The sequence below is a fragment of the Salinicola sp. DM10 genome (genome assembly GCF_017306975.2).
In the GTDB taxonomy this organism is placed as follows: Bacteria; Pseudomonadota; Gammaproteobacteria; order Pseudomonadales; family Halomonadaceae; genus Salinicola.
The window spans coordinates 216,304-241,855 of sequence record NZ_JAFLEN020000002.1 but is presented as its reverse complement, the minus strand read 5'-3'; the positions used below and the strand labels follow the sequence as shown (position 1 = coordinate 241,855).

At 60.8% G+C, this 25,552-nt stretch carries 20 protein-coding genes; 11 read left to right on the top strand and 9 right to left on the bottom strand.

Annotated elements, in window-relative coordinates; all coding sequences use genetic code 11:
* Positions 1-20: 20 nt before the first annotated feature.
* The 4 genes from J0A90_RS09820 to glnT are packed head-to-tail and all read right to left on the bottom strand — an operon-like array spanning position 21 to position 4,352.
* Positions 21-1,346 (bottom strand): FMN-binding glutamate synthase family protein, encoded by a 1,326-nt coding sequence (locus tag J0A90_RS09820; protein ID WP_207035018.1) that lies wholly within the window; start codon positions 1,344-1,346, stop codon positions 21-23.
* Between the two features lie 13 nt (positions 1,347-1,359).
* The gene (locus J0A90_RS09815; RefSeq protein WP_233076673.1) at positions 1,360-2,046 is read right to left on the bottom strand and encodes a protein glxC; all 687 of its coding nucleotides are present in this window, start codon (positions 2,044-2,046) and stop codon (positions 1,360-1,362) included.
* Positions 2,046-2,963, bottom strand: coding sequence for a glutamine amidotransferase family protein (locus J0A90_RS09810; RefSeq protein ID WP_207035020.1), 918 nt, complete (start codon positions 2,961-2,963; stop codon positions 2,046-2,048). Before J0A90_RS09810 ends, J0A90_RS09815 begins: the two co-directional genes overlap by 1 nt.
* Positions 2,964-3,017: 54 nt before the next feature.
* Entirely contained in the window at positions 3,018-4,352 is a 1,335-nt protein-coding gene (gene glnT, locus J0A90_RS09805; RefSeq protein WP_207035022.1) for a type III glutamate--ammonia ligase, read from the bottom strand.
* 663 nt (positions 4,353-5,015) lie between these two features.
* On the opposite strand from glnT, the gene purU reads away from it, so the two are divergent.
* The 10 genes from purU to J0A90_RS09755 all read left to right on the top strand — a co-directional run bounded on the left by purU (position 5,016) and on the right by J0A90_RS09755 (position 17,343).
* Positions 5,016-5,882 (top strand): formyltetrahydrofolate deformylase, encoded by an 867-nt coding sequence (gene purU, locus J0A90_RS09800; protein ID WP_207035024.1) that lies wholly within the window; start codon positions 5,016-5,018, stop codon positions 5,880-5,882.
* A complete protein-coding gene (folD, locus tag J0A90_RS09795) occupies positions 5,879-6,799 on the top strand; it encodes a bifunctional methylenetetrahydrofolate dehydrogenase/methenyltetrahydrofolate cyclohydrolase FolD (protein ID WP_233076672.1) in 921 nt (306 codons plus the stop codon). The genes purU and folD overlap by 4 nt, the downstream gene beginning before the upstream one ends.
* 19 nt (positions 6,800-6,818) lie before the next feature.
* On the top strand, positions 6,819-8,060 hold the full coding sequence (locus J0A90_RS09790; RefSeq protein ID WP_207035026.1) for an FAD-dependent oxidoreductase: 1,242 nt from the start codon (positions 6,819-6,821) through the stop codon (positions 8,058-8,060).
* A 34-nt stretch (positions 8,061-8,094) separates the two neighbouring features.
* Entirely contained in the window at positions 8,095-8,391 is a 297-nt protein-coding gene (locus J0A90_RS09785) for a sarcosine oxidase subunit delta (RefSeq protein WP_207035028.1), read from the top strand.
* Complete coding sequence (locus tag J0A90_RS09780) at positions 8,388-11,336, top strand: 2Fe-2S iron-sulfur cluster-binding protein (RefSeq protein WP_207035030.1); 2,949 nt, start codon at positions 8,388-8,390, stop codon at positions 11,334-11,336. The genes J0A90_RS09785 and J0A90_RS09780 overlap by 4 nt, the downstream gene beginning before the upstream one ends.
* A 1-nt stretch (position 11,337) precedes the next feature.
* A complete protein-coding gene (locus J0A90_RS09775; protein ID WP_207035032.1) occupies positions 11,338-12,045 on the top strand; it encodes a sarcosine oxidase in 708 nt (235 codons plus the stop codon).
* Positions 12,046-12,229: 184 nt separating this feature from the next.
* The gene (locus J0A90_RS09770; protein WP_207035034.1) at positions 12,230-12,847 is read left to right on the top strand and encodes a helix-turn-helix domain-containing protein; all 618 of its coding nucleotides are present in this window, start codon (positions 12,230-12,232) and stop codon (positions 12,845-12,847) included.
* A 471-nt stretch (positions 12,848-13,318) separates the two neighbouring features.
* Complete coding sequence (locus J0A90_RS09765; RefSeq protein WP_207035036.1) at positions 13,319-15,145, top strand: CocE/NonD family hydrolase; 1,827 nt, start codon at positions 13,319-13,321, stop codon at positions 15,143-15,145.
* Positions 15,146-15,268: 123 nt separating this feature from the next.
* Positions 15,269-16,582, top strand: coding sequence for a short-chain fatty acid transporter (locus J0A90_RS09760; protein ID WP_207035038.1), 1,314 nt, complete (start codon positions 15,269-15,271; stop codon positions 16,580-16,582).
* A 74-nt stretch (positions 16,583-16,656) separates the two neighbouring features.
* A complete protein-coding gene (locus J0A90_RS09755; RefSeq protein WP_207035040.1) occupies positions 16,657-17,343 on the top strand; it encodes a GntR family transcriptional regulator in 687 nt (228 codons plus the stop codon).
* 35 nt (positions 17,344-17,378) lie between these two features.
* Here J0A90_RS09755 and J0A90_RS09750 read toward each other — a convergent pair whose 3' ends face one another.
* From J0A90_RS09750 to J0A90_RS09740, 3 genes are all read right to left on the bottom strand, one after another.
* Entirely contained in the window at positions 17,379-18,188 is an 810-nt protein-coding gene (locus J0A90_RS09750; RefSeq protein ID WP_207035043.1) for a class III extradiol ring-cleavage dioxygenase, read from the bottom strand.
* Between the two features lie 51 nt (positions 18,189-18,239).
* Entirely contained in the window at positions 18,240-19,187 is a 948-nt protein-coding gene (locus J0A90_RS09745) for a glutathione S-transferase family protein (protein WP_207035045.1), read from the bottom strand.
* An 89-nt stretch (positions 19,188-19,276) separates the two neighbouring features.
* A complete protein-coding gene (locus J0A90_RS09740) occupies positions 19,277-19,759 on the bottom strand; it encodes a DoxX family protein (RefSeq protein ID WP_207035047.1) in 483 nt (160 codons plus the stop codon).
* A 164-nt stretch (positions 19,760-19,923) separates the two neighbouring features.
* Here J0A90_RS09740 and J0A90_RS09735 point away from each other — a divergent pair, with 164 nt between their 5' ends.
* Positions 19,924-20,856 (top strand): LysR family transcriptional regulator, encoded by a 933-nt coding sequence (locus tag J0A90_RS09735; RefSeq protein ID WP_207035049.1) that lies wholly within the window; start codon positions 19,924-19,926, stop codon positions 20,854-20,856.
* Positions 20,857-21,367: 511 nt separating this feature from the next.
* Here the strand turns inward: J0A90_RS09735 and J0A90_RS09730 are convergent.
* Positions 21,368-23,257, bottom strand: a complete 1,890-nt coding sequence (locus J0A90_RS09730) for an ATP-dependent helicase (RefSeq protein ID WP_207035051.1) — start codon at positions 23,255-23,257, stop codon at positions 21,368-21,370.
* Positions 23,250-25,514 (bottom strand): AAA family ATPase, encoded by a 2,265-nt coding sequence (locus tag J0A90_RS09725; protein WP_207035053.1) that lies wholly within the window; start codon positions 25,512-25,514, stop codon positions 23,250-23,252. Before J0A90_RS09725 ends, J0A90_RS09730 begins: the two co-directional genes overlap by 8 nt.
* Between the last annotated feature and the right edge of the window lie 38 nt (positions 25,515-25,552).

The window sequence follows — 25,552 nt, the reverse complement described above, 5'->3', positions numbered from 1 at the left end:
TGCGGGGCTATCGGAATCGCCTAGAAACGCTGCCCCGGAATCCAGTCGGTACCGGCCAGCGGCACCCGCGCCATGGCCGCCGCCTCGACGTTCAGCGCTACCAGGTCTTCGGGCTCCAGGTGGTGAAGATGGGATTTGCCGCAGGCCCGAGCCAGAGTCTGAGCTTCCAGGGTCAGCACACGCAGATAGTTGGCCAGGCGCTTGCCGGCGGCCACCGGGTCTAGGCGCTTGCTCAGTTCCGGGTCCTGGGTGGAAATCCCCGCCGGGCACTTGCCCTCCTGGAAGTCATCGTAGAAGCCGGCAGCGGAGCCCATCTCTCGATACTCCGCGTCATAGCGGGGATGGTTGTCGCCCAGCGCGATCAGGGCCGCCGTGCCGATGGCGACCGCATCGGCTCCCAGGGCGATGGCCTTGGCCACATCGGCGCCATTGCGGATGCCGCCGGAGACGATCAACTGCACCTCGCGGTGCACGCCCATCTCCTGCAGCGCCTGGGCCGCCTGGGGAATGGCAGCCATGGTCGGGATGCCGACGTGCTCGATGAACACCTCCTGGGTCGCCGCGGTACCGCCCTGCATGCCATCGAGCACCACCACATCGGCCCCGGCCTTCACCGCCAGCTTGACGTCATAGTAGGTACGGGTGGCCCCGACCTTGATGTAGATCGGCACCTGCCAGTCGGTGATCTCGCGCAGCTCGGCGATCTTGATCGCCAGGTCGTCCGGGCCGGTCCAGTCCGGGTGCCGACAGGCGCTGCGCTGGTCGATGCCCTTGGGCAGGGTGCGCATCTGCGCCACGCGATCGGAGATTTTCTGGCCCAGCAGCATGCCGCCGCCGCCGGGCTTGGCGCCCTGGCCCAGCACTACCTCGATGGCATCCGCCTTGCGCAGGTCGTCCGGGTTCATCCCATAGCGCGACGGCAGGTACTGATACACCAGCTTGGTCGACTCGCCGCGCTCCTCGGCGGTCATGCCGCCGTCGCCGGTGGTGGTCGAGGTGCCGACTTCCGAGGCACCGCGGCCCAGCGCTTCCTTGGCCTGGGCGGATAGCGCCCCGAAACTCATGCCGGCGATCGTCACCGGGGTCTCGATGACCAATGGCTTTTTGGCGTAGCGGGTGCCGAGCGTGACCCGGGTGTCGCACTTCTCGCGATAGCCCTCGAGGGGGTAGCGCGACATGCTGGCGCCGAGGAACAGCAGATCGTCGAAATGCGGCACCTTGCGCTTGGCACCCCAGCCGCGAATGTCGTAGATCCCGGTCTCGGCGGCGCGCTGGATCTCGTGAATGACGTCTCGACCGTAGGTGGCCGATTCCCGCAGTACGGGGTTGGAGGTGTAATCGGTCATGGCAGGCTCCTGATCAGTAGGCCGAGGCGTTGTCGACTTTGAAGTGGTAGAGTTCGCGGGCCGATCCGTAGCGCCGAAACTCCGCGGGGTCCGCGTCGATACCGGCCCGTTCGAGCAGCGCGGCCAGTTCCTCGCGATGCTCGGCGCGCATTTCCTTCTCGACGCAGTCGGCGCCGAGCGTACCGACCCGGCCCTTGACGTAGAGACGCGCCTCGTAGAGCGAGTCACCCAGCGCGTCGCCGGCGTCGCCGCATACCACCAGGCGCCCGGCCTGCCCCATGAACGCGCTCATCGGGCCGATGTTGCCCTTGACCACGATGTCCACGCCCTTCATGGAGATACCGCAGCGCGCCGCAGCATTGCCCTCGATGACCAGCAGGCCACCGTGCGCCGTGGCCCCGGCCGACTGGGAAGCATCGCCAGTGACGCGCACCGTGCCGGACATCATGTTCTCCGCCACGCCGACCCCCACGTTGCCGTGCACCGTGACGCTGGCACGCTGGTTCATGCCGGCGCAGTAGTAGCCGGCATGGCCATCGATATCGACACTGATGTCGTCGTTCAGACCGCAGGCGATGTTGTGCGCACCGTCGGTATTGATGACCCGCCATTCGCGGATCTCGCGGAGCATCTCACCATCGTGCAGCGACTGGTTGAGTTCTCGCAGGCTCTGTTCGGCTAGATCAACGGTCTTCATCATCATGCGGCCTCCACCTTGGCGCCATCGTGTTCCCAGACATAGATCGTGGCCGGCTCGGGCTCCCAGACCCGCGCCTGCTGAATGCCCGGCAGTCGTGCCAGGGCGCGGTACTCCGACGCCATCGCCACGTAGTCGTCGGTCTCGGCGATCACCGCCGGCTTGCAGGAGATCGGATCGCGAACCACGGCGAAGCCGTCGCGGGTGCCGATGGCGAAGGTGAAAAAGCCATCCAGGTCCGCCAGGGCCCCCTTGAGCGCTTGAGTCAGCGAGTCGCCCTTGGCCAGGCGCCAGGTCAGGTACCCCGCCGCCACCTCGGAATCGTTGTCAGTCTCGAAGGCGATACCCTCACGCCGGAGCTTGTCGCGCAGCCGGTTGTGGTTGGAGAGCGAGCCGTTGTGCACCAGGCACAGGTCGAGCCCCGTCGAGAAGGGGTGGCTGCCCTGCAGCGTCACCGCGCTCTCGGTGGCCATGCGGGTATGGCCGATGGCGTGGCTGCCCTGCATGCCCTTGAGGTTGAAGCGCTCGGCGATGCTCGCGGGCAGCCCCACGCCCTTGAGGATCTCGATGCTCTGCCCCGCGCTCAGCACACGGATCTCGGGTGCCTGCTCGGCGAGCCAGGCGCGCAGCTCGGCCTCCGGGGCAGCCAGCTTGAAGACCGCCACGCTGGCGTTGCGGTACCAGTCGTCGACGCCGCCGAAAGCCGTACCCAGCCGCTCGGCCAGCCTGGACCAGTCGTAGTCGACGGCATCGCTCTGCAGCGTCAGCTTGATGCCGGCGTCGTATTCGTCGCCGTAGATCGAGAAGCCGGCGCTGTCCGGCCCGCGGTCGGTCATCGCGACCAGCATCGGTTCGAACAGCTCGCCCAGACGGCTTGCCCAGGATGGGTTCTTGAGATAGAGCCCCACGATTCCACACATAGCGTTGTCCTCTCTATCGATCGCCGTTCGCGGCGAGTTCGGGTCAATCGTTGATCAGAAGAATTCGGCGTAGCGCTGGAGCTCCCAGGTCGATACCTGGCGGCTGTAGTCGGCCCACTCATCGCGCTTGACGGCGATGAATTCATCGACGATGCCGGGCCCCATCACCTCGCGCAGGATGGTGTCCTTGGCCAGGGCGTCGATGGCCTCCTTGAGCGACTGGGGCAGGACGCCGATTCCCTGCTCCTGGCACTGCTCGGCACTCAGCGAATACAGGTTGATGTTGTGCGCCTTGCCGGGATCGAGTTGGCGGTCGATACCGTCCAGGCCGGCGGCGATCAGCGCGGCATGCACCAGATAGGGATTGCAGCCGGCATCGGGCAGGCGGAACTCCAGGCGGCCGTAGGGCACGCGGACCATCGCCGAGCGATTGTTGTCGCCATAGGCGATGAACACCGGTGCCCAGGTCGCACCGCTATTGGAGCCGCCGTTCACCAGCCGCTTGTAAGAGTTGACGGTCGGCGCGGCGAAGGCACACAGCGCTGGCGCGTGGTGCAGCAGGCCGGCCAGGAAGTGGTAAGCGGTACGCGACAGCCCCAGCCCTTGCGGGTCGCTGTCGTCGCCGAAGACGTTGTTGCCGTCGCCATCGCTGACCGAGAGATGGAAGTGCATGCCGTTACCGGGCCGATCCGCGTGCGGCTTGGGCATGAAGGAGCAGACCATGCCGAGATCGTTGGCGATCTCGCCGGCCGCCATGCGCACGAAGGTGAAACGGTCCGCCGAGGTCAGCGCATCGCTGTAGGTGTAGTTGATCTCGAACTGGCCATTGGCGTCCTCGTGATCGATCTGGTAGACGTCGAAATCGACCGCCTGGAGCGCCTCCACCAGGCGTTCCAGGAACACGCGGGAACGCGACAGCCCCTTGTAGTCGTAGCAGGGCTTGGCCAGCGTATCGCTCTCGTCGACGGCCAGCAGCTCGCCCGCCGGCCCGCGCTTGAACAGCGAGAACTCCGGCTCCAGCCCGGTATTCAGCGTCCAGCCCTTTTCTGACAGTCGTTCGAGCTGCTTGAGCAACACCACGCGGCTATCGAATTCATAGGGCTGATCGTTGACATGACCATTGCAGACCAGTCGCGCGTAACCCGGCTGCCAGGGCACCAGCGATAACGTCGCCAGATCGCCCCGGGCCATGAAATCGGGCCCGTGAGGCTCCATGCCCAGGCCGCTGACCGCGAATCCGGCGAAGCCGGCGCCCTTCTCGACCACGTCCATCAGACAACTGGCCGGCACCGACTTGGTCTTGGCGGCACCGTGAATGTCCACGAACTGCGCGAGCAGGTAGCGGACATCGTGCTCCTCGAGTAGCTGCTTGGCGGCTTCTGGCGTCATGTCAGGTCTCCTTCATGCGGGGCGAGTACCGGGAACGACATGGCGCGCTCTCCTGTGCCACCGGACCTTGCCGATGCGATGCAGGCTACGCCACACATTCAATTCCCATCAAGAAAATTTGTTTCTCTTTAAGAAAGCACCTTGCATGCCAGAAACGCCACGATGCGCGAGAAAATTCCCGGACTGGTCGCTAATGAACTGATTTACAGGCGATAAAAAGTTTTGGCCGTGTAATCTGGCCGCCGCCGCCCACCTCGCCAGTCTGTCCTACCCGCCGCCATCGCCCCCCGACGGTGCAAGTAGCGCCTCCGACGCACCGTTTTCGAACAAGACGCGACGCCTTGGATCGTTCCCCGGGCTCGTCCCCTGCCGCCACGCTCGTCGCAGCAAAACTTCAAGCCCTTGTTAAAAAAGGAATAAAACGCTGTATCAGGGCACGGGAAACGAGGTGTCACGGGAAACTGGCAAGCTTGTTGCTTGACTAAAAGGAATGTTTTTTTCTTTTCAGGAAAACATGCTTGACGCATCATCTGCCCCGGTGAGCCTCTCGATACTCACGCGACACGCGAGCGCATCGCCAAGGGCCGAACCCGATATCCACTGCCTGGGCGTCGATACCGACACCCAGGCCACGCCCCGCCTACGCCAAGAGGAACGCACCGCATGGCTTCGACAGACGACAGCTACATCATCAAGATCTCTTGCCCCGCCACCTCCGGCATCGTCGCCGCCGTGACCTGTTTTCTGACCGAGGGCCAGTGCTATATCAGCGAACTCGCCCAATACGATGACGAACAGATCGGCCGCTTCTTCCTGCGCGCCAAGTTCCGCTTCAACGCGGGCGTGAAAGGCGATATCGATACCCTCAAGCGCGACTTCGCAGGCGTCGCCAAGGACTTCGACATGGAGTGGGATTTCCGCCACGACGCCCAGCCCATGCGCGTGCTGCTGATGGTCAGCAAGTACGACCACTGCCTCGGCGACCTGATGTATCGCCGGCGCAAGGGCGAGCTGGACATGGAGATCACCGCCATCGTCTCCAATCATCTCGATCTGCGCCCGATGGCCGAGCGCGAAGGGATCCGCTTCGTCTATCTGCCGGTCACGCCGGAGACCAAGGCGCGCCAGGAAGACGCGCTGATGGAGATCGTCGAGGAGACGGGTACCGAGCTGGTGGTGCTGGCGCGCTACATGCAGATTCTCTCCGACGATCTATGCCAGAAACTCTCCGGCCGCGCGATCAACATCCACCACTCCTTTCTGCCCGGCTTCAAGGGCGCCAAACCTTATCACCAGGCCCATGAACGCGGGGTCAAGCTGATCGGCGCCACCGCCCACTACGTGACCTCGGACCTCGACGAGGGGCCGATCATCGAGCAGGAGGTCCAGCGCGTCGATCACACCTACCGTCCCGAGGACCTGGTCGCGGTCGGCCGCAATACCGAGACCGTCGCGCTGTCCCAGGCGGTCAAGTACCACCTTGAGCATCGTGTCTTCCTCGATCAAAACAAGACGGTGATCTTCCGATGAGCACAGAGACTACCCACACGCTCCCGGCGATGCGTATCGACGGCAAGGCCTGCGCCGAACGGGTGCTCACCGAGGTCGCCGCCGACGTCGCGCGACTCGCCGAGGCCGACATCGTGCCAGCCCTGGCGGTGGTGCTGGTGGGCGAGGATGCCGCCAGCCAGGTGTATGTCCGCAACAAGATCCGCAAGGCGGAAGCGGTCGGCATTCGCTCGCTGGAATACCGCTTCGACGCCACCCTGCCCCAGGCGGAGCTGCTCGCGCTGATCGCCCGGCTCAACGACGACCCCGAGGTCAACGGCATCCTGGTGCAGTTGCCGCTGCCGGCGCATATCGACGAGGCATCGGTGATCCAGGCCATTCTGCCGGCCAAGGACGTCGACGGCTTCCACCGCCAGAACGCCGGCGGGCTCTGGCAAGGGCTGCCCTCCCTGGCCCCCTGCACGCCCACCGGCTGCCTGCGCCTGCTGAAGGACACCTGCGGCGAGCTGGCCGGCAAGCACGCCGTGGTGATCGGCCGCTCCAACATCGTCGGCAAGCCCATGGCGGCACTGTTGCTCGACGCCGACTGCACGGTGTCGCTGCTGCATTCGAAGAGCCGCGACGCCGCCACGCTATGCCGTCAGGCCGATATCGTGATCGCCGCCGTGGGTCGCCCCGAGATGGTCGATGCCCACTGGCTCAAGCCCGGCGCCGTGGTCATCGACGTGGGCATCAACCGCATCGAATGCGAGATCGACGGCGAACGCCGCACGCGCCTGGTCGGTGACGTCGACTTCGCCGCCGCGAGCCAGGTGGCCGCCGCCGTCACCCCGGTGCCCGGCGGTGTCGGACCGATGACCATCGCCTACCTGATGCAGAACACCGTCACCGCCACCCGCCAACAGTGCCAGGCAGCCGCTAGCGCGCTGCCAGCCTGAACGACTCTCAGGGGGTCCCATGCCTTTCGCCCTACTCAAGTACGGCCTGTCGTCCGACTATCCCGCCGAACAGGACCTGCCACCGCCCAAGGAACTCGCCGCCAGCTACGACGTGGTGATCATCGGCGGCGGCGGGCACGGCCTCGCCATCGCCTACTATCTGGCCAAGTACCACGGCATCACCAAGGTCGCGGTGCTGGAGAAGGCCTATCTCGGCGGCGGCAACACCGCGCGCAACACCGCGGTGATCCGCTCCAACTATCTGACGTCTGAAGGGGTCCGCTTCTATGCCGAGTCGGTGAAGTTGTTTCAGAACCTCTCCAACGAGTTCGACTTCAACATCATGTATTCCGAGCGCGGCCAGCTCACCCTGGCCCACACCGATGCCACGGTGCGCGCCTTCCGCCAGCGCGCCGAGGTCAACAAGCACTTCGGTGGGCGCACGGAGATGATCGACCGCCAGCAGATCGCCGAGCTGGTGCCGACGCTCAACCTCGACCCGGGGCATCTGCCGGTGCTCGAAGGTCTCTGGCATCGGGACGGCGCCACCGCGCGTCACGACGCCGTGGCCTGGGGCTACGCCAAGGAAGCGGCCAAACGCGGCGTGGAGATCCACCAGTTGACCGAGGTCGAAGACCTGATCATCGAGGGCGGGCGCCTCACCGGGGTCAAGACCAACCGCGGCACGGTGCGCTGCGGGTGCGCGGTGCAGGCCGTGGCCGGCCATAGTTCGGTGCTGGCCGCCAAGGCCGGCTTTCGCCTGCCGATCGTCTCCTACCCGCTGCAGGCCATGGTCACTCAGCCGGTCAAGCCGTTCCTCGACCCGCTGGTCAGCTCCTCGGCGCTGCACTGCTATGTGCAGCAGACCAGCCGCGGCGAGATGGTCTTCGGCGGCGGCTCTGACCCCTATCCGCTCTACGCCACCCGCTCGACGCTGGAGATGAAAGAGAGCCTGATCGCCAGCGCCGTCGAGATGTTCCCCTTCCTCGCCAAGGCCAAGCTGATGCGCCAGTGGGGCGGGGTCACCGACATGACCCCGGACTACAGCCCGATCATGGGCGAGAGCCCCGTCGAGAACTATTACCTCGACGCCGGCTGGGGTACCTGGGGCTTCAAGGCCACGCCGATCTGCGGCCAGACCATGGCGGAACTGATCGCCACGGGCGGCAAGGTGCCCGAGCTGATTCGCCCATTCCATCTGGCGCGCTTCGCCAACTTCCAGCAGGTCAACGAGATGGGCGCCACGGCGGCCAGTCACTGACTCTTCAACGCAGACCGAACGGGGGCAGCACACCATGAAGATCCTCCATTGCCCGCTCAACGGGCCACGCAACATCAGTGAATTCAGCTATGGCGGGGAGTTGAAGACGATGCCCGATCCGGCGACCTGCAGCGATCGCGAGTGGGCCGACTACGTCTTCTATCACGACAACCTGCCCGAGGTGGTCACCGAGTGGTGGTTCCACGGCGCCAGCGGCTACTGGTTCCTGGCCGAGCGCAACCGGCTCACCGACACGGTGCTGAGAACCTTCGATCCCGGCGAGCGGTTTCACCAGCGCGTCGAATTTGCCCACCAGGAGAGCGCCTCATGAGCCGTTACGAACCCCTGGCTGACGCCGCCGAGGCTACCGCGTCACGTCTCCCCGCCCCGCTGGGCAGCCTGATCGACCGCGAACGCTCGGTCCGCTTCACCTTCGAGGGCGAGACCTATCGCGGCTTCGCCGGCGACTCCATCGCCAGCGCGCTGGCCGCTCACGGCCGCCTGGTGCTATCGCGCTCGTTCAAGTATCACCGGCCGCGCGGCGCGCTGACCATGGCCGGCCAGGATGCCAACACTCTCGTGCAACTGCCCGACGAGCCCAACGTGCTGGCCGACGAACGCCGCCTCGAGGATGGCCTAACGATCGAGGGGCAGAACTACAACGGCAGCCTCGATCACGACCGCGACATGAAGCTCGGCAAGTTCTCCCGCTTCATGCCGGTGGGCTTCTATTACCGCGCCTTCTACAAGCCCAAGGGCGCCTGGAAGCGCTGGGAGCCGTTGATCCGCCGCAAGGCGGGCCTGGGACGTTTCGATCTCGACGCCCGCGGCGGTTATCACGACAAGGCCTATCTGTTCACCGAGGTGATGGTGGTGGGCGGTGGCCCGGCCGGCCTGCGCGCCGCGCTCACCGCGGCCCTTGGCGGAGCCCGGGTGCTGCTGGTCGAACAGCAGCCGCAGCTCGGCGGCTCACTGACCTATGCGCGCTTCGATATCGACGGCAGTCGCGGCGAACGCCTGCGCGACGAGCTGGTCACCGCGGTAACGGATCATCCCAACATCCAGGTCATGTGCGACGCCACTTGCAACGGCTGGTTCACCGATAACTATCTACCGGTGATCCAGGGCCGCCGGATGTTCAAGGTGCGAGCGAAAGAGTGCATCATCGCCTCGGGCAGCTTCGATCAGCCCGCGATCTTCCGTAACAACGACCTACCGGGTGTCATGCTGGCCAGCGCCGCCCAGCGCCTCATGCGCCACTATGCGGTCAAGCCAGGCCAGCGCGCGGTGGTGCTGACCGGCAACGACGATGGCTACCTGGCAGCGTTGGACCTTCAGGAGCAGGGGGTCGAGGTGGCCGCCCTGGCCGACATGCGCCCCTCATCCGAGGACCCGGCACTCACTCAGGCCGTCGCGGCGGCGGGCATTCCCCTGCATGCCGGGCATACGGTCTTTGAGGCCCTGCACGACAAGTCACTGCATCGGGTGACCGGCGTCGAACTGCGACGCATCGTCGGCACCGGCGAAGTGGCCGACCAGGGTCAGCGACTCGACTGCGATCTGGTGTGCATGACCGCCGGCTACATGCCGGTCTACCAACTGCTGTGTCAGGCCGGTGGCCAGCTGCGCTACGACGACGAGGTCGCCGAATTCTCGATCAGCAACCTGCCCGCCCACCTGCACATCGCCGGCTCGGTCAACGGGCGGCACGACCTCGACGGCGTCGGCGAGGATGGCGTACGCGCCGCCAGCGAGGCGCTGCGCGCGCTGGGCCATGATGCGCCGATGCCGGAGAGCGCTGCGCGTGCCCCGCGGCGGGTCAATCATCCCTGGCCGATCTTCCCGCACCCCAAGGGCAAGGCCTTCGTCGACTTCGACGAGGACCTGCAGGTCGAGGACATCCTCAACGCCACCCGCCACGGCTACCGCGACGTGCAGCTGGTCAAGCGCTTCTCGACGGTGGGCATGGGGCCCTCCCAGGGACGCCACTCGGCACTGCCCACCGCCAGACTGGTCGCCCAGGCCACCGAGCGCAGCGTCAGCGAGACCGGGGTGACCACCGCCCGGCCGCCGTTCACCGCCGAGACACTCGGCCATCTCGCCGGGCGCGGCTTCGACCCCTTCCGCCTGACGCCGATACACCGTCGCCATGAGGCACTGGGTGCGCGCATGATGCCGGCCGGCCACTGGCGTCGTCCCGCTTACTATCCCGCCGCCGACGGCAGCCTGGAGCGGGATCGCTGCATGCAGGAGGAAGCGCGCCACGTGCGCGAGAAGGTCGGCATGATCGACGTCTCGACGCTCGGCGGGCTCGAGATCCGCGGCCCGGATGCCGCCGAGTTCATCAACCGGCTCTACACCTTCGGCTTCCTCAAGCAGCCGGTGGGACGTACTCGCTACGCGGCGATGACCAGCGAACAGGGCGTGGTCATCGACGACGGTGTGTCATGCCGCCTGGCCGAGGATCACTTTTACGTCACCGCCACCACCAGCGGCGTGGCCAACGTCCATCGCAGCATGCTGCAATGGAACGCCCAGTGGCGCCTGGAGGTGGATATCGCCAACGTCACCTCGGCGTTCGCCGCCGTCAACGTCGCCGGGCCGCTGTCGCGCCGGGTGCTCGAAAAACTGTGTGATGATGTCGACCTCACCGCCGCGGCCTTCCCCTATTTGGAGCTGCGCACCGGCCATGTCGCCGGTATCCCGGCACGCCTGCTGCGGGTCGGCTTCGTCGGCGAACTGGGCTACGAGATCCATGTGCCCGCGCGCTACGGCGAGGCCCTCTGGGACCGGCTGATGGAAGCCGGCGCCGCGGACGGCCTGCGGCCGTTCGGCGTCGAGGCCCAGCGCCTGCTGCGCCTGGAGAAGGGCCACGTGATCATCGGTCAGGACACCGACGGCATGAGCCATCCGGAAGAGATCGGCCTGGGCTGGGCGGTCAATCGCAAGAAGCCGTTCTTCGTCGGCCGCCGCGCCGTGGACATCCTCGCCGCTCAACCGCCGAAACGCCGGCTGGTCGGCTTCCGGCTACCGACGTCCAGCGCCAAGCCAAGAGAGGGGCAACTGGTGCTGGAGGGCGAGACCATTACCGGCAATATCACCTCCTGCGAATATTCGCCCACCCTCGAGGCGATCATCGGCCTGGCCTACGCCGCGCCGGAGAAAGCCGCGCCCGGCAACCAGATCACGCTGCGCGTCGACGGCGGTCAGGAGATCGCCGCCGAGGTGGTCGCCCTGCCCTTCTTCGACCCCGACAATACTCGCCAGGAGCTCTGAGATGACCACACAAAACGCGACCGCGAGCCTTTCTCGCCCTCCGCTCAACGCTCTCCACGCCGAGCGGCCCGGAGTCGAGTGGATGCCGCTGGGCGACGCCAGGACGCCGGCGCGCTTCGCCGACACCAGCGACGAAGCGCACCATCTGGCCCACTGCGGGCTGATCGACCTCTCGGCGCTGCCGCGCTTCGGTCTGCGCGGCCCCCAGGCCGCCGCCACACTGACCGAACACGGCTATCGCCTGCCCGAGGCGCCCAATCGCTGTCTGATTCAGGATGACGCTACCCGCTTGGCGCGGCTGTCTGCCACCGAGTATCTGCTGCTGGGCAGCTTCGCAGACACCGACCGGCACGTGTCCGAGACAGCGCCCGCGTGGACGACACCGGCGCCCGGCTGTTATCCGTTACCCCGCCAGGACAGCCATGCCTGGCTGGCCCTTACCGGCGCGGATGGCGCCGCAGTGATGGCCAAGCTGTGCGGCGTCGATCTCGACGCCGAGGTCTTTCGCCAAGGGCATATCGCCCAGACCTCGGTGGCCCGCACCGATGCCATCGTCATCCGTGACGCGCTGGGCGACACGCCCTGTCTGCACCTGCTGGCGGACAGCGCATCGGCTGCCTATCTATGGCCGGCACTCCTCGATGCCATGCAGGAGTTCGACGGCGGCCCCTTGGGCCTCGATGCGCTGCTCGCCCCGGCCGCTGCCTGAGCGAGGCTCGCTCCGGGTTCATGGCGCCGTATTCATGGCCCCGGGCTCATGGCCCAAGGTTCACGGCCAAGGGGCGGTGAGCCGGATGGCGACCGACGCCGACGGCTGGGGTGGCACGTGCCACTGCCAGCCGGACTCTGGCACAATTGGCAGCTCTCACGCCGTCGACAAGGCCAGCATCGCCATGAGTGACTCCGTCACCACCGACAAGAACGAAACGCGCCTGCGTCTGGAACAGCACATCGCCCGGGCCTTGAAGCAGAGACGCCTCTCCCAGGGGTACAAGATTTCCGACGTGGCCCGTATCGCCGGGCTCAGTCAGGGCATGATCAGCAAGGTCGAGAACGCCCAGGTCTCGACCAGCCTCGACACTCTCAGTCGACTCTGCAACGCCATCGACCTGCCGATTTCCAAGCTGTTCAGCGACTACGACCAGGTCGGACGTGGCGCCCAGCTGGTCAAGGCCGGCGAAGGCATGGAGGTGGTACGTACCGGCACCGAGGTCGGCCATACCTACCAGCTGCTGAGCTATCGCCAGGGCCCCAAGAAACGCTATGAGCCCTTCCTCATTACCATGGACGACGCCAGTGAAGTCTTCCCCAATTTCAGCCACGCAGGCCATGAGTTCATCTACATGTTGAAAGGTCGCCTGACCTATCGCCACGGCGAGCAGTTCTACGACATGGGCCCCGGCGACAGTTTGGCTTTCGATGCTGCAGTCCCTCATGGGCCGGAAAAACTACACGAAGTGCCACTGCAGCTGCTCTCCATCATCCATTACGACGATGACGAACAAGACTGATCTCCCCGCGAAATCGGCAAGCTTCAGGTGCCACGATATGGGAAGGCACCTGGCCACGTAACCGATGTCTGCCACCTTCGGCATCCACTTCCAGAGACCTGAGCCACACCTCCCGCCTCTGATGACGCCGTAACCGGGGCGCTCTTCCAAGCAGTTCAGATAAACCGCTCGTGCACTGAGCATCACCCGCGCCAAGCGCACCTACCGGCCGTAGAGCGGACGTTGTATCTCGACACCGCATTCCGCCCCATCCGCACAGGCAATGACCGCCTACCACTAGCAGCGTCACTACGACGACACCTCCACTGCTACCGAGCGCGCCCGCCAGAAATCCGGCCAGAAGACCCATCAGGGGACACGCCACCATGGCGTGCACCTTCCGCATGTATTTCAAAAATTATCTTTTGACATGTCAAAACAACGCGTTCAACCTTCCATAAATCAGATGTCACAACAACAAGGAGTCCCGAGGTGTCGCATATCACCCCGTTTCATCCCGAATCCTGGCAAGAGAGCCGCCATCCCGCATTCAGCGGCGAGCGACTCGTTTCCCACTATCTGACCATGCGCGACGGGGTCCGCCTCGCCATCGACATCCACCTGCCAGGCACCGAAGCCACCACCAGTGAGCGCTTTCCGGTGATCGCCTTCTTCACCCCCTACTACCGGCGCATGAAACTCAAGCCCGGGGCTCCCACCGACACCGAGGATTGCCCCAATATCGCCGTGTTCCGCTCGCTATTACTGCCGCGTGGCTATGCACTCGTCGCTGTGGATGTCCGCGGCAGCGGTGCCTCTTTCGGCGCTCGCACCGGGCTACGCTCGCCTAACGAACGCGAAGACTACCTGGAGATCATCGAGTGGATCAGCCGCCAGGCGTGGTGCAGCGGCGCCATCGGCGTCACCGGTATCTCCTATCTCGGTGCCGCGGCCGACTTCACCGCGTCCTGGGCACACCCCGCCGTCAAGGCAATCGTGCCCCACTCGGCGGTCTGGGACACCTGGTCCAACCAGCTCTATCCCGGCGGCGTGATGTGCCGGCGGCTGGTCAAGGAGTACGGCCGGCTGATGGAGGCACTGGACGACGACGAGGCCGAGAATCGCGCTCGTTTTCCCTACTTCCGCGGCGAACATTTCGAGGGCCCGGCCCCGGTGGACGAAGACACCGACGGCACACTGCTGGCCGCGGCGCTGGAGGACCACGTCGCTAATTTCGATATGGCAGATTTCGTCCATCAACTGCCCTATCGCGATAGCGCCCTGAGCAGCGTGCCGGACTTCACCTCAGCGATCATCAGCCCCTATCACTACGCCAATCGCGACGCCGACGCCCAGACGGCCGTCTACACCATCTCGGGCTGGATGGACGGCCATTACTCGCGTGGCGCGGCATTGCGCTTCAACTGGCAACGCAATCCTGCCAAGCGACTGATGCTGGGGGCCTGGGACCACGGCGCACGGACCGGCTCGAGCCCCTTTCGGGAGGAGCCAGCCCCGCAGGCCAAGGCGCTGGCAGAGACCCTGCGCTTCTTCGACCAGCATCTGATGGGTCTGGAGACGGGGCTCGACGATGAGCCTCCGGTGCACTACTACACGGTAGGCGAAGAGCGCTGGAAGTCCGCCCACGAATGGCCACCGGCCGAGATGGTCACACACCGGTTCCATTTTCATGCCGACCACCGCCTGGCTCCCGAGGCGCCGCCTAACGACGACGCCACTGACCGCTACGTCGGCGACTACCGCTGCGGTAGTGGCAATCGCTCGCGCTACAACCGGCTGTACGCCCAGAATGTCGAACGCTACTACGCCGACTGGGACGGTCGCGACGCACGCATGCTCTGCTACACCACCGAGCCGTTCGCCGTGCCCATGGAGCTCACCGGCCATCCGCTGATCAAGCTGTTTCTCAAGAGCGACTGCGAGGATTGCGCGCTGTTCGTCTATCTCGAGGACATCGATGAGCAAGGCCGTGCGACCTACGTCACCGAGGGCATCTTCCGGGCGCTACACCGGCGCCTCTCACCAGGACCCGAGAACATTCCTGCCATCGGCCCGAGCCATAGTTTCAACGAGCGCGATGCGCGCTATCTGACACCCGGCGAATACAGCGAGATCACCTTCGACCTGCTGCCCACCTCGTGGCTGTTCCAGGCCGGCCACAGCCTGCGGGTGGCGATCGCCCTGGCGGATAGCGACCACTTCTCACGCATTCCGGATGGCATCGTTCCCACCATCGAGGTCAGCCGGCACGCCGAACGCGCCTCACACCTCGAACTCCCCATGCTCGCACACACCTGAACCAGCGACGCCCTCATCCGCCACGACGAGCGGCGAGAGCGTTGCCACCAAGGTCCAGACCCTGTTCCGACCGACAAGACACCGTGCAACACGCAGACCCACAACAACCAAAAGGGGATTGTCATGCAGTTTCTCACTCGCCTCTGTCTGAGGTTCGTCCAGACCTGCCTGCCCAATGCCATGCTGCTGGCCATAGCCCTCAGCGCGGTAGTCTTCGTGCTGGGCATGACCGTCGAAGGTCAGAGCGCCTACACCATGTTCGAGGCTTGGGGAGAGGGCTTCTCCAACTTGTATAAATTCGCCATGCAGATGTGTCTGATTCTGCTCACCGGCTTCGTCATCGCCAAGACACCCTCAGTGGCACGCATGATCGATCGCCTGGCCGCCTTTCCCAAGAGTCCGGCACAAGCGGTGGGCATCATTGCGGTGGTGTCGATGGTCACCTTCTACATCAACTGGGGCTTCGGCATGATCGTCGGCGCCTTCCTGGCACGCGAGATGGGGCGGCGGGTAGCGGGACTGCACTTCCCACTGGCGGTGGCCGCGGCCTACTCGGGCGAGATCATTCGCGGCACTACCGCCTCGATACCGCTACTGATGGCGTCGGAAGGTAACTTCATGCAGGACGTGGTGGGGGTGGTGCCGATCACCGAGACGCTCTACTCATGGTGGAACATCGTCCTGAGCCTGGTGCTACTGGGATTGCTCTACATCGTCTTCACCCGGGTCAAGCCGCACGGCGAGATCAAGCCATTCAAGGGTGAAGCACTCGATGACGATAACGCGCCAGTGGACACTCGCGGCATGCCCTGGGCCGAGAAGCTGGAGCATTACCGACTGCCCAACCTCCTGCTGGCGCTGTTGCCTCTGGGCTATCTGGCGATCAACTTCCATCAGCTCGGCTTCACCCTGAGCCTCAACCTAGTCATCCTGATCTTCCTGGCCATCGGTCTGCTGCTGCAACCCAGCCCAGCGAGCTTCGGCAAGGCGGTCAAGGAAGGCGTACTCTCGTGTCGCGGCATCATCATGCAGTTTCCGCTTTACGCGGGGATCGCCGGCATGGTCAAGGTCTCGGGGCTGGCCGACAGCATGGCAGGCTGGTTCGTCGAGATCGCCAATGTCCACACCTTCCCGATCCTGACGTTCATTTCCGCCGGCCTCATCAACATTTTCATCCCCTCCGGCGGCGGGCAATGGGCGATCCAGGGTCCGATCATGCTGAATGCCGCCCAGACGCTCGGTGCTGACATTCCGCAGACCATCATGGCCTTCACCTGGGGCGATGCCTGGACCAACCAGATGCAGCCGTTCTGGGCGCTGCCGCTGCTCGGCGTGGCCGGCCTCTCAGCGCGCGATATCATGGGCTACTGCGTCATGTGGACACTGATCTGCGGTGCCACCATCATGGGGCTCTTCGTCTTGCTCTCCCTGATGTGACCGGAGACATATCATGCAGCGAAGCCGGGCACACCGACGCCGGGCTTCGCAGCGCTTCATTACCGAACCTTCCAATGGCAATGACCAAGAAACCCAGCCTGAACGCACAAGCCTTCGACACGCTGCGCCGCGACATCATCTCCTGCACGCTGAAACCCGGCGCCACCATCACCGAAGCGTGGATAAGCGCACACTACGCAATGGGCAAGGCCGCGATTCGCCACGCCCTGGCGCGTCTCACCCAACAGGGGCTGACGGTCAACCAGGGTCGGCTGGGCTACACCGTGGCACCGATCACCATCCGCAGCATTCGAGACAGCTATCAGATTCGCAAGCTGGTCGAACCGGAGTTATGCCTGATCGCCGCCGGCAAGCTCGAGGCCGAGGACCTGCGGACACTGCACCGCTGCAGCCAGGCCAGCTATGACCGCCGCAATACCACCGAGATGGTAGCCTTCTCCCAGGCCAATCATGAATTCCACTGCACCATCGCACGCGCCGCAGGCAACGCCAGACTCGCCCGCTTGATCGAGGAACTCTCCGACGATCACATGCGCATTGCCTACGTCAGCATGGTCTACGGCCAACCCGGCAGGCACTGGAGCCAGGATCACACCGACATCACCGCAGCACTGGAAGCCAACCAGGCCACGACCGCGGCCGAGCTGATGAAAGCCCACCTCGTCTCGGGTGAAGAAGCCATCATGCAAGCCGTTCTCGACCGACCGGAAATCGTCGAAGCCCAGTTGAACTCGGGCTGATCCTCGACCGGCAATGACTCGACGACAGCATGGGCTTACGCGGGCACCTGCCAATGAAACATCCCCGCCTTTTTCCGCAGGATGGTGGCGACGATGGGCGGCTCGCTGGGCCGGCCCGCCAGGCCGTAGCATACCTGCAGCGGCAATAAATGCTCCTCGCGGGGATGGCAGAAGCGGGCGTAAGGGGCGCGATCCCAGTGGATCAAGCGCTCGGCGCGCTCGGATTCCGCGAGACGCGTGTCGGTACAGGTCGCCGCCAGCCAATCCTCGAAAGCCTGATTGCGCGCCTCGGTCTCCGGTGTGATGGGCGCGAAGAACGCCTCCATGTTGTGGAAGGAGAAACCGGAGCCGATCACCAGCAAGTCGTCGACGTCCAGCGCCCGCAGCGCCTTGCCGATAGCCAGGTGCATCTCGGCATCCAGGCTGTCGACCAGCGACAGCTGCACGCAGGGGATATCCGCCGCCGGGTACATCAGCTTGAGGGGCACGAACACCCCATGGTCGAAGCCCCGATGGTCGTCGAGCCGCGCCGCGATCCCGGCCCGCTCCAGCGCCTGGTGAACCTGCCGCGCCAGCGCCGGTTCGCCAGGGCAGGGATACTCGATCTGGTAGGACTCGGGCGGGAACCCGTAGTAGTCGTAGATCAAGCCCGGCCGTTCCCCCGAGGTGATGGTCGGCAGCGATGCCTCCCAGTGGGCGCTGATCACCAGGATGGCCGCGGGCTTGCGCAGTTGGCCCGCGATCTCGGTGAGCCGCGCCACCATTTCGCGGTGATCCGGGTCACCCAGCAACGGCAGCGGCCCGCCGCCGTGGGAAATGAAAAGCACATCGGTATTGTTGCTCATGACTACGCGTCCTCCCGTCACGACCCGGCGTCGTGACATCATCGATTGACCTCAGATCACGCCGGGCCCGGCCGGCACGATCCCGTTGGGGTTGAGTGCCTTGATGGAATAGTACCCCGCCTTGATATGGTCGATGCGCACCGTGTCGGCGATACCGTCGATGGCCAGAATCCGCGTCATGTATGCGTGCAGATTCGGCATGGCGAGCAGCGTGTTGCGGTTGCACTTGAACAGTCCGTGATAGGCGGCGTCGAAGCGTACCAGGGTCACGAACAGGCGCAGATCGGTTTCCGTCAGACGCTCGCCGAACAGATAGGCTCGTCCATCGGCCAGCCGCGCTTCCATTGCATCCAGCGCGGCGAACACTTTCTCGTAGGCTTCCTCGTAGGCCCGCTGAGTGGTAGCGAAGCCGGCCTGATAGACGCCGTTGTTCAGATCCTTATAGAGGTAGGCGTTCAGGGCCTCGATCTCGACGGCCAGCTCGGCCGGGTAGAGATCCGGCCCCCGGTCGACGATGCCGGTGAAGGCGCTGTTCAGCATCCGCACGATATCCGCGGACTCATTGCTGACGATCGTCCCAGTCAGCGTGTCCCAGAGCACCGGCACCGTGGCGCGACCGGAGATTGTCGAATCGGCACGGGTATAAAGCTCGTGCAGGTAGCGCGCGCCGTTGAGAGTGTCCTCGTCGGCGCCCGGGTAACCGCCAAACCGCCAGCCCTGATCGGTCAGGCACGGATTGACGACCGTGACGCCGATCACCTCCTCGAGCCCTTTCAGCGCGCGAACCATCAGCGTGCGCGAGGCCCAGGGGCAGATGTAGGCGACATACAGATGATAACGCCCCTTTTCGGCCCTGAAGCCTCCCTGACCGGTGGGACCCGGTGCCCCGTCCGGCGTGATCCAGTGGCGAAACGGCGAGGTCTGACGGATGAAACGCCCCTGCTCGTCCTGCGCCTGAACCGGCTGCCAATTCTCCTTCCAGACTCCCTCGACCAACATGATCCCGTACTCCCGTGGTATTCCGTGGCGAGGGCCCTCCCGCTCGACGCGGAGGGCCACTCAAGCTGACGATTAGCCAGATACCGGCCTCAGCGACCTCTGTTAGCGCGCTGTCCGTTTCCGGCATTCACGAAGCGCGCCTCCAGCACGCGATCCAGGGAGAACCGGCCCGCGCCCTGAATCGCCAGTGCCAGCATGACCACGAACAGGCTCAGGGCATACTCGAAGCCGTTGTTGGCGATGAACAGGCCATTGCCGATATGCACGGAGACAATGGCCACCAGCATCGCAAAGGCCACCACCAGGGCCGCCGGACGCGTCAACAGACCCAATACCAGCGCCAGCCCGCCGAAGAACTCGGCACTCCCGGCCATCAACGCCATCAGTTGGCCCGGCTCCAGCCCAATGCTCGCCATCCACTGCCCGGTGCCTTCCAGCCCATAGCCACCGAACCAGCCAAACAGCTTCTGCGATCCGTGGGCGGCCAGGATCAACCCCACCGGGACCCGCAGGACCAGGGCAGCGATACCGGCCTGGGAGTGAAGCAGGGTCCGTACGAATTGCTTGCTCATGAGCATCACCTCGATTCTTGGTCTGTTGTCGTGTTCCAGGGGCCCTGCCCCTGAGTGATGACGCCACTCTACTATCACCGGAAAACGAAAATAAGATGACGATCATTGGCTCTTTAACAACATCATGTTGATAATATGGCTCTCCCTGCCCCTTGGAGTGAGCGATGGACCGTATCGATACCATGCGCGCCTTCGTCACCGTGGTCGCCGAAGGCAGCTTTACCCAAGCCGCAGAGCGCTTGGCGATGTCCCCCCAGCTCGTCAGCAAGTACGTTTCCCGGCTCGAGCAGCACCTCGGGGTACGCCTGCTCAACCGCACCACGCGCAAGATCCACCTGACCGAAGCGGGCAGGCACTATCATCAGCGTGTTCAGCAGGTTCTCAACGACATCGACGACATGGAGCATCAGCTCGGCGACCTGCATACTCAGGCCCGGGGCCTGCTGCGGATCAGCGCCCCGGTGTCTTTCGCCAGCCGCCATCTGGCAGCGCTGCTGAGCGACTTCCAACGCGCACACCCTGGCGTCGGCATCGACCTGCAATTGAACGACCGCAAGGTCGACATCGTCGAAGAGGGCTTCGATATCGCTCTGCGGATCGGCCACCTGAAGAGTTCATCGCTGATCGCCAAGCGAATCGCCCCGGTACGCGTGGTGTTCTGCGCCTCGCCCGAGTATCTGCAACGGCACGGCGTGCCCCGCCATCCGGACGACCTCAAGGCACATCGCTATCTTCACTACAGCTACATGGAACCGGATGCCGGAGAGTCGGCCTTCCGCGGGCTGCCGGGGCGGAGTCAGCACGCTGACGGCGGCCTGATCAGCAACAACGGCGATGTACTGGTCGAAGCGGCCATCGCTGGTGCCGGCATCGTCCTGCAGCCCACCTTCATTTCGGGTGCCGCGATCGGGTCAGGAAGACTGCGGATCGTGCTGCCACGGCATGAGCCCGAGCCGCTGTCCCTCTATGCGGTCTATGCCCATCGCCAGTTGCTGGCGAGCAAGGTGCGCTGCTTCGTCGACTTTCTGGCAGGTTATTTCGGCGATCCACCGTACTGGGATCAATTTGATCAGGAGAGTGATCTCGAACAGACGTGACTCGGAACGTCATAAAGCATTCGGGTTCGTCTCGATACCCGGCAAGTCGACTGCGAGTGCTGCATCGCACAACCCTCGGGTTTGTGAGTTCGAAGCACATCAGTTGGCGACGCTAGTGCTTGGGCACAGGCAGCTCAAATCAGGCTCTCCAGCCCTGAAATGGTACGGGGTAGACCTGAGAGACGGGAAGCTGTGGTGGGCCCAGTAGGACTTGAACCTACGACCAAGGGATTATGAGTTCGCTTTTAAAATAATAAGTTACTGACACACAAGGAAAAGCAACTGTAATCTAGCGAAATGTACAGTTCTTTGCAATCAGTAGCTTAGCGAAAGTTGAGGATAGCACACGAAGCTGGTGTGTGTACCTTCACTGTACCAGTGGGGAGGTTAGATTTTTCTCTTCACCTCTAACTTTTCGGCCCATTACCACAGAGGCTTACTTAATAAATATTATCTAAAAAGCACCCAAAAAAGAAATTGGATGCTCACATAAAGGCAATGCGATAAAAACCTAACAAACCACTTCATAATCCTCAAACCAACCTTTTGAAACAACCTTCTCTTTCAGCAATGTGGGCTGTTGCGAATAGGCAACTAAAGCCAAACTTTTTTCAGCCCTTGTGCATGTAACATAAAACAAACGCCTCGTCCTATCAATCCCAGTCTCCTCACCTTTTAACTGCTTTTCAACATCACCTTTCGTTGGTGACTTAACCTCAAAAAGTTTTTCATAAGAAAATAGAAATCCCCCAGCTTCTTCATCGTCCATAACTACCAAAACTCGATCAAACTCACGTCCCTTTACCCCTTGATGAGTGTCAAATGCTCCCTCGCTTCGAACATATTTTTTATAAGGAACTATCTGCCTAAAAGGTGTGTGAAGAAAATTTTGGATAGCATCTAGGCTTGATACCTTCTCGCCCTCGTCCTCCTCAGGTGCTAAATCTTCATCATCAACCTTCATCTGCTCCGAAAAAGGAGATAGACTTTGCGGAACATCAAACAAGTTATATTTTGCCACGCACTGCAAAACTTCATAAAAACTTGCCTCTGGATTTTTATCAATTAGTTCAACGACTTCTTTTATTGCCGACTTCAGAAACAAAAGAGGGTTACCGTTCTCTGAAAGATCCTTTAAGTTTGCATTATAAAGCAATGGCGACTTCGAGCGGCGAAGATGAGTCATAACAGCATGCGTCGCCCCACTTATTTCATGCTCGTAAAGAGGAAGAACACTCTCTGAAAAAAATTTCACAGCAGGAAGATCTCCAGAATTAAGAGCTGTACTAAAACGGTTATGTGCTCTTAACGCACTATACATTTCAGAGAACCCCATTCTAACTGCAGCCATCATATGTTCAAGCACCAGGTGCTTTACTTCTTCATAGTCATTCCAAACATCATCACCAGAAACATTAGCCATCTGCTCTCTTACGTATTTTTCAAAACCCGGCTTGTCAGGGTTGTTAGAAGAGGTTATAAAAAGGCGAACATGTCCTCCGTCTTTTCCTTCAAGCGCCTTTTGTCTATGCTCATCATTTTGAGAGCGTATATCATTAGCCAATGCCACAATACGGCTTAAGCTTCTGCGATTCATTTCCTTTACGGGCCTCACCCAGCGAGGAGGAAGCTGAACGCCAAGGTCATGTTTTCCATCTCCATAAATTCGCTGCATCATGTCGCCGATAAGACCTAGGCCAAAGCGTTCCTTCTGCTGTTCCTCTACAAAGAACAACGCTTCAATCAAGCGTTTATTCGTGTCCTGGCTCTCATCAATCAGCAAAAAAGGGTAACGATTAACAACCAGCTGCTGAAAAGATGGTTTTGACCTCAAGAAATCGGCACAAATTTTCAGCACGTCCGAATGTGAAAGTGAGGCTTTGCCAAAATTGTCTCCATTTGGATTGTATGTAAACTCCCGCCGTTTTGACAGCCACTCTAGCCGTTCTTTATTGCTAATAATGCTCCGTTGCCGTGCAATTGAAGCTTGAGTACCAACCCGACCCTTAGCCTCTCGCTGCTCAAGCTCCTCGATCTCAATAGGGATTTCTGCACACAGCCAACGCCGAATATCATCATGAAAATGCTTTATCTGAAGCCAACAAAAACTATGGATCGTACTAATATGGAATAGAGGATCACCTTTCACACGCTCAACTATCTCGTCACATGCAGCATTCGTAAAAGTTATCACTCCTACTTTCTTTCCAGCTCTTCGAAACCTTTCCCCATGTAGTTCTTCAAATTTCTCAAGAGCTCTCACTAGTGAGTAAGTTTTTCCGGATCCCGCGCCAGCGTACAAGAAAAAAGAATTTGGGCTCTCTGGATTGAGACACTCGTTGATAGCGAGGTCTGCTTGATGATCATTTTCAGGTGACCCCATGTCAACCAAGCTAACCATTTTCTATCTCCTCAGCTTCTTCCTTTACCAAAGAAGGATCAGTCAGCTTTTCTTGAAGCCACTCTAAGCCTGCAGCAATATAAAATGGTGGAACCAATTCTGCACCATCCTCCATAGCCGCCAAGCAGTCAATAGCGAAAGCTGCCTTCTCAGCACTATCAACAATTTCAAATAACTCTGCCTCTAGCTCTGCACCAGAAAGCTCGCTTTTAACTAGTGCAGAAACCTTATTTGTTGTAGACGACCCAGAAACACCTTCTAGCACAGAGAAATTTGCGTAAACCAAGGCATCTTCGAAAGTTCTAGGTATCAGCTCTTCATCGTCATCTATAGGATTTTTGACTTTCTTCTGATAAGAAACATATAGCTCATATTCATCATCCACACAAACAGCATGATCACTATCTTCCAGTGCAATCAACTCATCTATTTTAGCGATTTTGGGATGCCATTCTTTAAGTGTCGGATTTGTCGTCACCTGATCAGCGCCAATTGCAGGTTTAGCCTTCTTTGTGCGGGTTGTCGTACCACCTCCCTTCTTTGGAACTGTGGTTGGTACACCCGCATCCAAATCAGTAATAACAAGTGATGTTAGCCCCAGCGCTTTAACTAATGGCTTAAACCTAGGAGCATTGGAACCTCCCAGATCAATCATACTTATATATCTCCGCCAAAGATCACCAAAGTGATGGCGAATAAAATGCGGCACAAGTATCCGTTCTGCTTGTCCTTCTACAAATATTGCACCATCAGCAAAAAACAAGTCACAATCCGTAGCTTTAATATATCTTTTAACAAACCTTAAGGTTTTATCATCTTCACCAAAAACATTGGACAAATTAACTATAGTTGATATAGGAGGCTGCCCCTTCGCCTCTGCCGGAAGACGCCGAAAGTATCGTAAGTTAGAAAAATTCACTTCATGAGCGACGTGACTTGAGTGCGTACTCACTAGCAATTGAGTCATATTTTCAGATGAGTCGCCTAGGTCTGAATGATTACGAAGGACACTATAAGATTTTTTTATAAAAACCTGCTGTACTTGTGCATGCAGATGAGCTTCTGGCTCCTCAATCATAACAAGCTGAAGTGGCGCAATAGATCCTTCTTCAGCATTGCCGACTTTTGGATCAATCCAGTCCTGTCTAAATCGCATTAGAAGAAATACCATTGCGATAAGATTCTGGTAACCAAGGCCAGCATAGGACTCCGGAAGATACCGTACTTCTTGCCCATCCTCTGGTTCAGAAACTCTATACTGGACTGCAGACCCGTGACTAAGCCCGTCTAAAGACTTAAACTTGGTGTTGATTTCAATACTTGGGTTATTTACTCCAGGTATCCCAAGCTCAGCAAGCTCTTCAAAAACACTAGCAAAACCTGATTTCATTCGCTTATCAAATGCCCTTTCAGCACGCTGCAACGAGCTAAAAGCACTTATATCATCAGCACTCACTTCCTCTTTCTTATCTACATGCGCGTCATAATAGCTGCGAACATGTTCTGAGAGAGTTCTAATTAAACGCTCGGCTTTGACATCTTCGCCACCAAGTGATGACGTGCCACCAGTTGAAAATTCACGATCAGCAGGAATCTCACGAATGTTTATCAAATTTTTTAATGGAGTTCCGCCTATCTCTAATGCGTCATCAGGTAAGTCCTGCACATGGGCTCTACCTTTACTATCGGGCGGTGTAAGTAGCTCGGGATCTAGTGAGTATGCCTTTAATACCAAATATTTTGAAATTACCGGCTCTATAAACTCTATCAAATTTCTTGGTGGAACTGATGGACTGTGCCCCTCGGGAGCTCCTTGCTCAATTCGCCTTGCGGCAGTCCTAGCCTCTAAATATGCAGCTTTAAGCTCATCGAGATTTTTCACCTCGAAACTCAGGCGAACCCCAATAGCACCACCCACCCAATCGGCACTAGGTATAAGATCAACAACATGATGGATTTGTGAAAGAGGTGCATCGAGCCACACATCTAATAACGGAAAAAAGTTATTTATGCTGTACTCAGACTCAACGCCGGACTCCCAATCAATCCCTATTTTATCAATCTCTGCCCAATTTCCAATTGATATGTCACGGACTTCAAGGCTCTTTGGTGATAGCAAAAACTTCCTCATAGCAACCATGGCTGAAGTTTTACCACTATTATTCGCCCCAACAAGCAAGGTCACACTGTCATCAAACTCAATACGACAGCTCTGTAACTTTCGGAAATTTTTAATCTCCACAAAATCAATTTTCATATCCCTCTCCACCTCCCCCTATCTTACTGCGACTCCCC